Source organism: Ruminococcus sp. RTP21359st1_H3_RTP21359_211015 (genome assembly GCF_040909065.1).
GTDB lineage: Bacteria > Bacillota > Clostridia > Oscillospirales > Ruminococcaceae > Hominimerdicola > Hominimerdicola aceti.
This window is the reverse complement of the sequence record NZ_JBDGDD010000003.1, coordinates 112,684-126,345: the sequence shown is the minus strand read 5'-3', so window position 1 is coordinate 126,345 and position 13,662 is coordinate 112,684. Positions and strand designations below refer to the sequence as shown.

Below are 13,662 nucleotides of genomic sequence, written 5' to 3'. Positions count from 1 at the left end.
AAGCTCTCTATATGTCATTATATCACATTCAGAGCTTGATTTCAACCCCTTTTCGCAGCCAAAATGAATAAATATAACAGCTTTTTATTTTCTCTCCGAGTATCATTTCAAACGATGCTTTATACAGTGCAAGCTGTGGTTTATAGCCCATGAGCTGTGACAAATCATTAAATCTGTCAGTTTTATAATCAACGATAACATATCCGTCAGGCTCGTGGAAGATACAATCGGCGATACCTTGAAGCATACCGCTGTTACCATTATATTCAGGAAGATTTTCACTTAAGTCAAGATCGCTCATTGAAACAAGAAACTTCTTTTCACGCATCACATTATCGGAATTTTTCACACGCTCATAAAAATCAGATCTAAAGAATGCTTCAAGTGCTTCAACATAAACTCCGTCAGCTTCTTTCTGGCTGAAGTACCCCTGATTCACAAGACGTTCAAGCTCTGTTTTTACGCTTTCATGTGCCTTATCATAGTCCGATAACTCCATAAATTTGTGGGTAAAAGTTCCCTTTTCCGCTGCTGATAGTTTATCAAACTCATCATCAAGCCGTGGAAGACTAGGATAAAACTCAGGTTCGGTTTTCTCTGTCTGCTTCTCTTTTTCAGCCGCAGTTATCTCCGTAACAGTAAGCTTTGCTGGTGTTGATACTCCTGACCAATCATACTCAAATGCAAATTTGTCAAGAAGATTTCTAAGCATTGTTTTGTACGCTTCTATTTCGCTAATAGTTGTATCTTCTTCCTGTGTCTGCTCTGTATTTTCAATGCCGTATTCATTATATATTATCTCAGGCTCAGGGTATCCGTCACCGTTGACAGCTATGTTATCAGTGCCAAGCCAAGATGTGAGTTGATCACCCGTGGAGTGAAGTGCAAGCGTGATTGTTATCCAATCAAGCATCGTTTCAGCGTCCGCCACAACATTTTCAAGAGAATCTCCCTGCTTTGAGTATATGTTTCTAATCCTGTCAACTATTCCCACCTTACGTTCAATAACCTTCTCATATGTGGTATTGCTGTAAATAATCGGTGCATAGCTTACAAAAAGTCTTTCTTTTGCTCTTGTACATCCAACATAAAGCAGGCGGAGTTTTTCACTTTTTTCCTCTGCTTTTGATTCCTTTGAAAGCTTATCATAGTAAAGTGAAGTTTTTCTCATAAGTTTGCTGTTATCCATAAAACTGAAAGCAAAGCCCAGCTTGTTATGTGAACAGTAACCTTTGTCTTTCTTTATAAGCGGTATGTCAAGCTGACATAAAAATACAAATGGATATTCAAGACCTTTTGAAGCATGGTAGGTCTTTATGTAAACGGAATCTGAGCCCTCTGTTACCGTCATTGCCTGCTTAAAGGCTTTTTCATTTGAGGACACAGAGTCGATATATCTTAGAAAACCAGTTACACCCTCCTGACTATTTTGCTCATAGGACGAAGCATATTCAAGAAGCAGACGAAGGTTTGCTCGCTTTTTATCAGAATCAAGATACAGCGAAACGATCCCCATAAGGTCGGTCATGTCGTATATTTTTCTTATGAGCCGTTCAAGGCCCATGCTCATTGAAAGATAACGCAGGGAATTAATAAGCTCATTAAGCTCTATGCACTTATCCTGCAATGTTTTATTATTAAAGCTTATATGAGTAGCTTCCTTTTCGTGGCTGTCCTCAGCAGAAGCTGACGCCGCTACCACCTGATAGATATGGTCTTTCAGTTTGCTGTTAGGCTTCTTTGACTTTTCTGTTACTGCCGCCATTTCATCAGGCGTAAATCCCATGATAGGCGACATCATGATAGCTGTCATTGCAATATCGTTCATAGGATTGTCAATTACCCTGAGCATATTCAGCACAAGTGTTATCTCTCTTGACTTCATGTATCCGTTTGTATCCTCAGAATATGCTTTCAGACCTACTTCTTCAAGGGCTTTTGCCATAAGGGTAATTTCATCATTCTTTTGAACAAGTATACAAAAATCTCCTGCACGGCACGGTCTTAGAGAGCCATGATCTTTGACTTCTTCACCGTTTTCAAGCATGTGCTTTATCTTTTGCGCTATTACTTTGTTCTCCACAGAATAGCCATTTGTCTTTTTGTAGTCCTTATCAAAAGGTATGAGCATTATTTCTGTAGGCTTGTTATTTTCATCATAAAGTTCACCGTATCGAAGTTCTTCATTTCTATCATAATCCACCTGACCTGTGTGCTGTGTCATAAGATAGTGGAACAGAAAATTTACAAAATCAACCACAGACTCACGACTTCTGAAATTCTTGCTTAGCAAGATAGCCTCGAGCTGTTCGCTGTTTTCAGGTGCGGAAGCGTCATTTCTCGTTTTGCTGAAAAGTTCAGGATTTGAGAGTCTGAAACGATATATAGCCTGCTTTATATCGCCAACCACAAAAACATTTTTGCCCATGATATCCAAGTTATCAGAATCAGAAAGCGAACGGAAAACAAGCTCCTGAAGGTTATTCACGTCCTGAAACTCGTCTATGAAAATAAGATCATATAGCCTGTTTCTGCGAATTTCCTCGCAAAGCTCCGTGCGAACAGGTCCATTCTCGGTATCTTTTACAAGCAATTCTCTCGCCATTATCTCAACGTCAGAAAAAGTAACGCCATTTCGTTCAAGCTTCATTTCTTGTGAGATCTTGTCTATATCTTCGCATACCCTGCACAGAACAGTAAATATTCTGTCAGATTCAAGCATATTTTCCTTCATGATTAGTTTTGTGTTATTGAACATATCGGTAATTTTAGCTACGATATCTTTATATTTGTTTCTGTATGATGCACAGAAGGCATAATTGTCCTTGAACTTAATGCGAATATCATCGTCAAGTGATGCATTGAAAGCCTTGTTTGTGGGAAATCTTTTTATGGTGCTGAATTTCCAATCTGACTTAGCAATAGTATCTATATCGCCGCTTTCAAGAAGCTTTCTTAACCTATGAAGAAGTTCTCTGTCACTGTCGGCAGTTTCATTCATTTTGATATGTTTTATAAAAGGTATGCCTTCTATCTCTTTACGGCAGGCATATTCTTCAAAAACCTCATACATTGAAAATGCTTCTTTCAGCTTTGTTTGAGCTACACATATATTATCTTTTATAAAGCTGTCAAAAATCTTATCATCAGTAAAGTTTTTATGTACCTCTGCTATCCAACGCTTAGGAAACGGCAGTGAACGCATGAATTTATAAAGATTGTCGGTGATTTCATTGAGAGTTTTATCCGCAAAAGCGTTTTTCAGCAGTTTATAGCTTTCATAATCTTCTTCACAAAGCTTTTCATAAGCCTGCGTGATAGCTTCCTGCAAAATAAGATTTTGCACACTGTCATCAAGTATATCAAGTCCGCCCTGAAAATCAAATTCATGTAGATTACTTTTCACAAGGTCAAGACAGAAAGAATTTATTGTAGATATCCTCGCAAGCTGGATAAGATTTTGCTGACTAAGCAACCACTTGTTTTCAGGGTCACGGCGAAGCTGTTCGTCAAAAGCCCGGCTGAGTTTTTCTTTCATGCTTGAAGCGGCTTCTTTTGTGAATGTTACTGCAAGAAGTCTGTCGGCAGGTATTTTATTTTTTTCATCAGAAAGGAGTTGTATCATTCGTTCTATAAGCACTGTGGTTTTTCCGCTTCCTGCCGCCGCTGAAACTATAATGCCCTTGCCACGGTCACTAATGGCTCTTTCCTGCTCTTTGGTCCATTTTGTATCAGCCAATTATTTTTTCTCCTTTCTGTCAGTTAGTTCTTTCATAAGTTTTTCTTCATAAACGCTGTCTTTCACGTCTGTAACGTCATCTTGGTTTATCCTGCCGCAGATATCGTGAAAATCACAGTGCTTGCAGGCTTCCGCCACAGGTCTTGCCTGAATGTTTCCCTGACAAAGCTGTTCACCAAACTGCGCCACTTTGCCTATAGCAAATTCTCTGAGCTTTGTAAAAAAGCCGTCTGGAATAGTGCCTGAAATGCCGTTGGTTTTAGAATATTTAAAAGGCGCATAGGCGTAATTTTCTTCTGAACTGAAAGCTTCAGTGACAGCCTTTATGTCAACGACTTTTCCTATAGGCTTGAAAGCGTTTAGCCGTGATCTGCTCTCGGCTTCTTCTACGTCAGCGTCGGCTGTCTGCTCGTATGTTTTAGGCTTGTTTCCTAGCGTGTAGTATACGATACCAGCCTGCTTCAATCCACCGTCTATATTCACTGGATTTTTGGTTTCAAGTAAAGCGGTAAGATACACGAACATCTGCAAATTAAGGCCATTGTAAAGCATTGAATATTTAAGGTCAATAGAGCCTGTTTTATAGTCGATTATCCTCACATATTTTTCACCGTTCTCGTCCTCGAAAACGTCAACTCTGTCGATAATTCCCGTAAGGATTATCTTATCTCTGCCGTTTACGTCTATGATAAGTCTGTCTTCTCCTTCGGACTTGTCTATTTTGTATTCCAAAAGCGCAGGTCTGAATTTTGAGTGAAGAAGCTCATTCTGCATAAAGCGAATGATATGCAGGATATTGCTTTCCATACGCTCCTGTAAAAATACAAATGACGGAGATTTTCCGAACATTCCACCAAGGCTTTCCTTTATATATTCGGTAACGTTTTTGTGGATATACTCTTTTATCTCATCATCTGAGAGAGTAAGGAAAGCCTTGTCAAAGCCTGTGCCGTCATCATCTTTACGCATTATCTTTTCAAGAAGCTGATGAATGATAAGTCCCCTGTTAAGCCCGTCGATATCTGCCTTTCTGACAGTTTTAAGACCAAGACCATACTTGCAGAAATAATTGAACGGGCATTTATAATATGTATCAAGCTGAGTAGGCGAGACCTTTGCAGGCTGTTCTGACATGAAAAGCTTTTCTGCGGTCTTTTCTTCAAGCTTATAGTCACCGTTTTCATGAAGATTCTTTGTTCGCATAAGTTTCTCGGCATATTCCTGCGATAACCCCAACACAGACCTAATCGCAGAAGTTGTAGCGTTTTTATCACGGGAATGTTCCATATATTTATAGTAAGCTGTCCTGAAAGAAGTGCAGTAAAAATCAAGCCCCATATCCTGAGCTTTGATATTGATTTTGCCGAACATTCCGTTAAGCTCGGAAACAAGTGCAGAGGGGTGGTGAGCTTCTCCTACAAGGTCAGATTCTGAATAAAGCACATAGAGCTTTTCGTCTGCAAGGGTAAAAGCGTTGTAGCACACAAGCTTCTCTGTCTGAAAAGATTTTCTTGCGCTGTGTGAGATATGAATATCGCTTCCCTCTAATATCATTTTTTCATTTTCTGTGATAAGTCCAGCAGAGCTTAAAGACGCAGGAAATATGCCGTCGTTCACCTCAACAAGAAAGACAGCCTTTACGCCCTCAAGCCTTGAATGGCTCGGGTCACATATCCTTACGCAGTCAAGTTTCTGCGGAGGACGTGAAACACTCATTTGTGAAAGCATGAGCTTGAAAAGCTCATAAAACTGTCTGAGGGAGATAACTTCGTCATTCATGCAGTCATAGACGGATTTGATAGCCGAAAGAACAGAGTTCCAAAGTTGTTTCAATCCTCTTGCCATTTCAAGCTGAGTTTCGTTATCCGAAGTTCCTGCCTTTTTTACTACAGAAAAGGTCTGCTGAGAAAGCTCAATGCTGCCAAGAAGATCATAAAGCCCACGGCACAGTTCCCCTGCTGTAACATCTTTAACAAGTTTGCTTTTAAATGCTTCAAAAGGCTCGATTATCTTTCGTCTTGAGCAGTTTATTTTTTCAAGCTGTTTTTCGCTGAGATCACCTGCAACAGTAAAATCACTGAGCCACATATCACCCTCAACGCTCCAGCGTATGCAATAGTCTTCCAGATTTGATATCTCGATATTCAGCATTGGAAAAAGCGGCGATTTTATGTATTTCAAAATATTGTCCGTGGAATATTTTCTTGAAAGCAAGCACTTGAAAAGCGAGTTCATATACCTCACCAGAGATGATGAAGAAACACTGTCACTGCAGTCTGAAAAATATGGTATCTCATATCTGTCAAACGTACCCTCAAAAACGGAAGCACAATCTTTAAGGTTTCTTGCAAGCAAAGCTATGTCACTGAATTTATATCCTTTTTCTCTGATAAGTTCCCATATCTTTCCACTGACAAATTCACTTTCTTCGTAAATATCCGTTGCTGATATAACAGAAACATTTTCGCACTTTCCGACGTATGGCTTTTTGCATGTGTTGTAAATCTCTTTGCTCACATATTCAAGTTCAGGGACTCTAAATGAGCTGTTACGACACTCTACCGTGTTGACCTTGTAATTATGATCAGCGGAAATATCTGTTATCTGCTGCAACGTTTTAAGAGTATCAGCAAAAGGGTGATTTGCATATCTTCTAATGCTTTCATTGTCGATACATAGAGAGAACGTTATACTCTTGCACTGCGCGATACAAGCGTCAAGCATTTTAAGTTCATCAAAAGAGAAATCGTTGAAAGCGTCAACAAAAACTGTCATTCCACGGAAATATCCGTTTTCCTTCACCTGATCCACACTTCTTGCCATTGCAGACAGTGTATCCTGCATTCCTGCCTTTTCAAGCTCATCCATGTAAAAATCATAAAGCCTTGAGATATCAAAAAGTTTCATGGCAAGAGAGCCACTCTGCTTCTCAGCAGCAAGAGCTAGATCCTGCGGTGTTATTCCGCTTTCACGAAACTGGCTCACAAGTTCGTGAAGTTCGGCTAAGAAACTGCCCTTTTCAAGACTCTTTTTATAAAAGCGGATATCTTTGGTCTGCTTAAGACGTCTGACGGCCTTATACATAAGGATAGTGCGGACGTTATCATCGGCATTTTCTTTTACCCTACCGCCATAAAGCTTCTCTGTGAACTCAGCGATACGGTTAAAGCCTGCAGTCTGTATGACGTTGAAATCTGCCGCACCAAGGTGTTCATACAGTTTTTTATCATATTCAAAAGAAAACTGATCTGGTATTATGACCATGACCTGCTCGCCGTTTTTTACAGCAGACTTGATCTTATCTATGAAAACTTTGTCACGTCCACTGTGAGAGCCACCGCTTATAACTGTAACCATTGAATGAGCCTCCGTTATGATTGATATTTATATAATAACACGGCAAGGCTCAAAAGTCAATCGTACTTTTGATACAAGTACAAATAAATGTACACTTAGCTAAAAAAGGCTTTTAATTATCTCGGCTATTTTAAAAGTAAACTTTATATCTTCCCTATTGCCGTCTATGACAGTTATGCCACTGCCATTTTTATCGTTTTTTTCATCTGACATAACATTGCTCAAAACGAATGCTGCCCCAAGGTTTGATGAGGAAAAAGCAGCGGCTTTGATTCCTGCAGAGCTTACTGTAACGACAAATGAAATGATGATAGCTGTAACAAACTTTTTCATTAAAAATGGCCTCCCATAAATATCTGTTGTTCAGATTATGGGAGGTCATAGTTATTTTATTCAGTTTCCGAAAAATTTTCTTGCGATATCTACCGACTCTTTTGCGTCTTTTGCATAATAGTCAGCGCCTATCTGCTCTGCATAGTCAGCCGTTACCACCGCACCGCCTACTATTATCTTGCAGTCAACATTGTTTTCACGAAGAAGCTTAACTGTATTTTCCATGCTCACAAGAGTCGTTGTCATAAGCGCAGAAAGACCGATAAGATGTACGTCATTTTCTATTGCACAATCAACTACTGTCTGATAGTCAACGTCCTTGCCAAGGTCAATAACGTCATAACCATAGTTTTCAAGAAGTACCTTTACAATGTTCTTGCCGATATCGTGGATATCGCCCTTTACTGTTGCAAGGATTATCTTGCCCTTAGAAACGCTTTTTTCACCCGTTGACAGAATGTAATTTTTTATTACCTCAAAGCAAGCCTGTGCAGTGCCTGCTGTCTGGATAAGCTGCGGCAGAAAAAGCTTGCCCTTTTCAAATTCTGCACCAGCCTTATCAAGTGCCGGGATAAGCATATCGTTGACAATATTCATGGCTTCTGTTTCCTGCAAAAGCTTTGCAGTAAGGTCAGCTGCTTCTTTCTTCAGACCGTTTTCGATAGCATACGGCAAGTCTATCTCAGCTTTTGCGCCTGTTGCGGCAGGAGCAGTTTTTTTCTCGCCACCGTAGTGAGAAATAAAGTCAACAGAGTTTTTATCAATGTTTGTCAGAAGCTTGTAGGCACGAACAGTTGCCGTCATAGAATCAATATTAGGATTCATTATCGGCAGGTCAAGACCCTTTGTGAGTGCCATCATAAGAAAGTTGTGATTAACTATCTCTCTGCTAGGCAGACCAAAGCTGATATTCGATACACCAAGAACTGTTTTAAGTCCAAGCTCGTTCTTTACTCGCTCCACTGCATTTACTGTCTGCATAACATTTTCCTGCTCCGCAGAAGCGGTAAGAGTAAGACAATCTATATACACATCTTCTTTTCTAATGCCGTATTCAAGCGCCTTGTCAAGTATCTTTTTAGCAAGCTCAAATCTCTTGTCAGCACTCTTTGGTATGCCGTTTTCATCAAGAGTAAGACCTACCACAGCCGCACCATATTTCTTTACAAGAGGAAGAACATTTTCAATGGAGCTGTCCTCAGCGTTTACAGAATTGACGATAGGCTTGCCATTATAAGCCCTCAGAGCCGCTTCAAGCACCTCAGGTATAGTTGAATCCACCTGCAAAGGCACATCGACAACGCCCTGCAAAGACTTTACAGCCTTGACCATCATACTCTTTTCGTCGATTCCCGGCAGGCCAACATTTACATCAAGAATATCCGCACCTGCGTGTATCTGCTCGATAGCCTGACCAAGGATATAGTCAATATCGTTTGCAAGCAGCGCTTCTTTAAAACGCTTCTTGCCAGTAGGATTGATACGCTCACCGATTATTCTTGGCTGGTCTATAACTACAGTATGTGTCGGTGAACAGCAAGCGGCAGGAATATCATTATGCACGCTGACATGCTTCTTGCCTTTGAGCATTTCAGCAAGCTTTTTGATATACTCAGGGTTAGTTCCGCAGCAACCTCCAAGCACCTTAACTCCCAATGGGATAAGCTTTTCTGCAAACTCTGCAAAATCTTCAGGTGAACAGTTATATTCATTTGTAACAGGGTCAGGAAGTCCTGCATTAGGCTTTACTACAACAGGGAGATTTGTCCACTTGCAAAGCTCCTCCACAACAGGATAAAGCTCCTTTGGTCCTAATGAGCAGTTCACACCGATTGCGTCAACGCCCAGGCCCTCCAAGGTCAAAGCCATGGAGCTTATGGCAACGCCCGTAAATGTACGCATATTTTCCTCAAATGTCATTGTGCAGACTATAGGAAGATCGCTGTTTTCCTTTGCCGCAAGAACAGCAGCTTTAAGTTCATAGAGATCTGTCATTGTTTCAAAAACGATAAGGTCTGCGTCAGCTCCTGCAAGTATCTGCTCCTTATAGATATCGTAAGCTTCTTCAAAAGTGAGCGTTCCTGTTGGCTCTAAAAGCTGTCCGATAGGTCCGATATCAAGAGCAACAAGGGTATCAGTACCCTCACAGGCTTTTCTAGCATTTTTTACAGCCGCAGGGATAGCCTGCTGGACAGTATATCCGCACTTTTCAAGCTTGTGTCTGTTTGCACCGAAAGTGTTGGCGTAAACAATGTCTGAGCCTGCGTTTATATACTGGCGGTGTATGTCCACCAGCCAATCAGGCTTGTCTATGTTAAGGGCTTCAGGAGTGCCACCCATTTCAAGTCCCTTTGCCTGAAGCATCGTACCCATTGCTCCGTCAAGTATGACAAATTCTTTTGTTTTAAGTAATGTTCTAAAATCCACAATGATCTCCTCTTTTTCTGAATTGACAGACTTCCCTCATATTACAGCAGGCACAACCACGTCTGCCCTTTGATATTTCATTTTCTGACAATCCGATTATCGCCGTAACAGACTTTCTCGGCGTCAGTATATTATTTTCAGTTGCATTAAGCCCGATAAATTTCTGCGCATTGAGTACGTCAAGAAAAACTCTCTGCACGCTGATAGGCAGATCGCCATAACCAGGAGAAAACCTCCATGTCTGATTATATCCGCTGAGCTTTTCTTTCACAGTGTTGTCAACTATATCGCATACCTGCTCCACAGCCGCACTTGCAAGGCAATCCGCTATCATAGCTTTAGCCATATCCTCTGCTTCATAAGCACGAAGCTTTCTATCAACGCCCGAAGAAATAGTCGCTGCAAAAAGCACGCATTTACTGCACCCCTCAAGGTGTCTGCATATATCATTGCCGCCAAGAAACAACGGAGTACCGATGACCTCAACACCGTTCTCTTTATGAGCGACATCAAACACTCTGTACACAAATTTAGGCTCAATGACCTTCAAAAGCTCTTTTTCACATTCATCTATCAACAAAGCCGTGCGTTCGTCTGGCTTGTTATTGCCCATTCCCATATATCTCACGGCTTCTTTGACGTTTATATGTTCAAGTTTCAAATAATCACCTACCGATTGTTATTATACCACATTACTATGAATTTTACAACAATAAATAATAAATGTACGTTCACAAAAAAGTCCCCGCAATCATCAGGGACTTTGTGTTACATATTGTCAGCGTCTTTAAGATACTGTTCAGCATTTTCAAGCATAAGCTCTGTGATATTTTCACCGCCCATTATCCTTGCTATCTCATACTTTCTCTGTTCATGGTCGAGAGTTCTAACAGTTGTAACTGTCCTGTCGCCCTGTATATTTTTCTCAATAAGCAAATGATTATCCGCCATAACAGCCATTTGAGCAAGGTGGGTCACGCAAAGAACTTGCCTAAGGCGAGATATCTGTTTCAGCTTTATACCTATCTTCTGAGCCGCTCTGCCGCTTACTCCTGTGTCTATCTCGTCAAATATCAGCGTGCCGATACTGTCCTTTTCTGCAATTACGTTTTTCAGTGCAAGCATTATTCTTGAAAGCTCACCGCCTGAAGCGATCTTCGCAATAGGCTTTGGCTCTTCGCCCAGATTTGCAGAAATAAGAAACTCTATGCTATCCATGCCATTTATGGTAAGCTTGCCTGTTTTCTGCTGAACCACCAGCTTGACCTTTGGCATATTGAGAAATTCAAGCTCCTCTGTTACCTGAGAAACAAACCGCTCTCCTGCTTTTTTTCTATGGTCTGAAAGTGCTTTGGCTTTCTTTGATACCTCCGCAAGAAGTCTTTCCTTTTCTTTATTAAGCTCGTCTAAGCTCTGCTCTGCTCCGCTCAGTTCATCAAGCTCATTCTGTGAATTTTCAAGAGTAGTCAGTACATCATCAAGCTCAGGTCCGTATTTCTTCATGATACGCCTGAGTTCATCAGAACGCTGATTAAGGTAATCATAACGTTTCGGGTCGATATCGAGGCTGTCAAGAAGTGAGCCTATCTCCTCAGAAATATCCTCCATTTCAATAGCCGCAGAACTAAGTCTGTCATATATAGGCGATATCTCAGTCATTATATCAGTATATCCCTCAACCGATTTTGAAGCTCTCTGCGTCATCTCCACTGCACCATCTGTGTCATCATCGCCCGAAAGAAGTTGTTTTGCCATATAAAGAGCCTCAGAGATTGCAACGGCATTTTTAGAGATGTTAAGCTCTGCTTCTATCTCTTTATCCTCGCCTTCATGAATGTTGAGCGTATTTATCTCCTCGACAATATCAGCAAGCTCAGCCATGCGAAACTCTTTTTTGCTTTGCTCAGTTTTTATCTTGTTTATCTTCTTTGCAATGCTTTGAAGCTCTCTGAAAGAGCTGTGATAATCTTCTATAAGAGCTTCCGATTCGGCATAGCTGTCAAGTATCTCTATATGACGTTCAGGAGCCATGAGTATCTGATTGTCGTGCTGTCCATGGATAGTTACAAGCGTTTCTCCGATAGCTTTAAGTACGGAAACGTTCACCGCTCTCGAGTTGACTCTTGCAACGCTTCCACCATCTGAACGTATCTCACGGGTAAGAAAAAGCTGTCCGTCTTCTGCACTTATGCCAAGCTCGTCTAGTACCTGCAAAACATTGTCCCCAATGTCAGTAAACAACGCTGAAATAACAGCCTTGTCCGTGCCTGTTCTCACAATATCCTTAGTGACACGCTGACCGAGGATAGCATTTATTCCATTTATAAGTATGGACTTACCTGCTCCCGTTTCGCCTGTGAAAACATTAAGCTTATCAGAAAAATCTATAGTTGCCTTTTCAATCACGGCAAGATTTTCAATATAAAGTTCACTTAACATTTTAGATCATTCCTCTGCTGTTTAAGAAATAATAAAGGATCTCAGTTCCTCTGCCATATGGGACGCATCTTTTTCTGTCCGCATAAGTATGAATATCGTGTCATCACCTGCAAGCGTTCCCACAACATTGTCAAGCCCAAGCTTGTCAAGCTTTGCACACACTGCTTGTGCCATGCCCGTATGACATTTCACAACTACAGTGTTAAGTGCATGATCCACCGACACAACGGCGTCTGAAATTATGCCGAAAATACCATTGTTTTGCTCTGCAATATCTTTTTTGAGTGCAGGCAGGCTGTATTTATAATTGCCGTCTGAACCAATGGTCTTTACAAGGGAAAGCTCCTTTATATCCCTTGAAACTGTTGCCTGAGTGACTTTCAGACCATGCCTTTTAAGCGCTTCACGAAGTTCCTCCTGAGTGCCGATGTTTTCGTCTTTGACAATCTGCATTATCAAATTCTGACGCTGATTTTTCATATGCCGTCCTCCGCTGATTCCTTCAACGGCTGCATAAGCTTTTTGTTTATTGACGAGAAAAAGCTGCCGCCGCTTATATCTATGATTTCAACAAAATACTTTGACTTTGATACTATCACAGTGTCCTCTGCCGAAAGTCTGAAAACATTATTACCGTCAACGCTGACGATTGCGTGAGAGCCACTGTTAGTGTGACACTTGACTTTCATAACGCTGTCCTCTGAAAGTATCATAGATCTTGCAAAAAGCGAGTGAGCACATATCTGTGTGAACTCTATACACTTCATTTCAGGTTCGATTATAGGTCCGCCTGCTGACATTGAATAGGCTGTTGAGCCTGTGGCTGTAGAAAGTATAACGCCGTCTGCACGAAGTGAAGAAATAAGTCTGCCGTTTTTTGATACCTCAAAATCGGCTATCTTACAATCGTCAGCTTTTGTTACTGCAACATCATTAAGCGCAGTATATGACTTATTTTCACTGCCACATTCGACATTTACGTTTAACATCATTCGGCGGCTGAGGGTATATTCTCCAGAAAAAAGCTTGTCCAGCAATTCAAGCTGTGAATGTTCAAGAGAGGCCATAAAACCGAGTCTGCCACAGTTTATGCCAAGTATAGGCTTCTCAAACTCACAGCCCTTAAGAGAGCATTTGAGTATCGTTCCGTCACCACCGATCGCAACAATCATATCACACTGCTTTACACACTCGTCTTCGCTACAGAAAGTGATATCAAGCTTTCCGAAAACGTGCTTATAGCATCTATCCATAAAAAGTTTTGCACCATTTTTGCGCAGCCTTTCATATGTTGCGGTCGTATACTCAAAGCAATGAGTTTTATCAAGATTTGGATAAAGATAAATTTTCATAATATTACCACTCTT

At 40.9% G+C, this 13,662-nt stretch carries 8 protein-coding genes; all 8 read right to left on the bottom strand.

Translation table 11 applies throughout. The features are described 5' to 3' along the window. Positions 1-28 precede the first annotated feature (28 nt). On the bottom strand, positions 29-3,739 hold the full coding sequence (locus AB5Z01_RS02180; RefSeq protein ID WP_287215030.1) for a UvrD-helicase domain-containing protein: 3,711 nt from the start codon (positions 3,737-3,739) through the stop codon (positions 29-31). Then, on the bottom strand, positions 3,740-7,096 hold the full coding sequence (locus tag AB5Z01_RS02175) for a PD-(D/E)XK nuclease family protein (protein WP_287215029.1): 3,357 nt from the start codon (positions 7,094-7,096) through the stop codon (positions 3,740-3,742). A 99-nt stretch (positions 7,097-7,195) separates the two neighbouring features. After that, positions 7,196-7,429: a hypothetical protein gene (locus tag AB5Z01_RS02170; protein WP_287215028.1), complete on the bottom strand. Its 234-nt coding sequence runs from the start codon at positions 7,427-7,429 to the stop codon at positions 7,196-7,198. A gap of 60 nt (positions 7,430-7,489) precedes the next feature. Beyond that, on the bottom strand, positions 7,490-9,856 hold the full coding sequence (locus AB5Z01_RS02165) for a homocysteine S-methyltransferase family protein (protein WP_256320132.1): 2,367 nt from the start codon (positions 9,854-9,856) through the stop codon (positions 7,490-7,492). Beyond that, complete coding sequence (locus tag AB5Z01_RS02160) at positions 9,846-10,517, bottom strand: vitamin B12 dependent-methionine synthase activation domain-containing protein (RefSeq protein WP_046439282.1); 672 nt, start codon at positions 10,515-10,517, stop codon at positions 9,846-9,848. The genes AB5Z01_RS02165 and AB5Z01_RS02160 overlap by 11 nt, the downstream gene beginning before the upstream one ends. 107 nt (positions 10,518-10,624) lie before the next feature. Beyond that, entirely contained in the window at positions 10,625-12,295 is a 1,671-nt protein-coding gene (recN, locus tag AB5Z01_RS02155; RefSeq protein ID WP_267300379.1) for a DNA repair protein RecN, read from the bottom strand. A gap of 21 nt (positions 12,296-12,316) precedes the next feature. Continuing rightward, positions 12,317-12,775, bottom strand: coding sequence for an arginine repressor (argR, locus tag AB5Z01_RS02150; RefSeq protein ID WP_038671932.1), 459 nt, complete (start codon positions 12,773-12,775; stop codon positions 12,317-12,319). Next, positions 12,772-13,647 (bottom strand): NAD(+)/NADH kinase, encoded by an 876-nt coding sequence (locus AB5Z01_RS02145; RefSeq protein ID WP_195220805.1) that lies wholly within the window; start codon positions 13,645-13,647, stop codon positions 12,772-12,774. The genes argR and AB5Z01_RS02145 overlap by 4 nt, the downstream gene beginning before the upstream one ends. Positions 13,648-13,662 lie beyond the last annotated feature (15 nt).